This window comes from Aquimarina sp. 433 (assembly GCF_054054605.1).
In genome coordinates this window covers 1-286 of the sequence record NZ_JBSWZK010000048.1, presented here as the reverse complement: position 1 = coordinate 286, position 286 = coordinate 1, and the positions used below count along the sequence as shown (strand labels likewise).

Annotated in this window: 1 protein-coding gene; it reads left to right on the top strand. The window is 66.1% G+C overall.

Features of this window, described 5'->3' with window-relative positions; all coding sequences use genetic code 11:
- A partial coding sequence (locus ACWNT5_RS24295; protein WP_456518867.1) for a tryptophan 2,3-dioxygenase family protein occupies nucleotides 1–286 on the top strand: 286 nt, incomplete at both ends.

Genomic DNA, 286 nt, shown 5'->3' with positions numbered 1-286 from the left:
CGATTACCTTGCGCTCGAAGGCTTGCTCGACGGGCAGAACCCGCTGTCGAACGCGCATGACGAGATGCTGTTCATCATCCAGCACCAGACCAGCGAGCTGTGGATGCGGCTCGCGATCCACGAGCTGACGGCGGCGCGGCAGGGGCTGGAGGCGGGCGAGGTGCGGCCGGTCTTCAAGATGCTGACCCGCGTCGCGCGGATCTTCGAGCAGCTGAACGGCGCCTGGGACGTGCTGCGCACGATGACGCCGTCGGAATACACCGCGTTTCGCGACGATCTCGGCAAG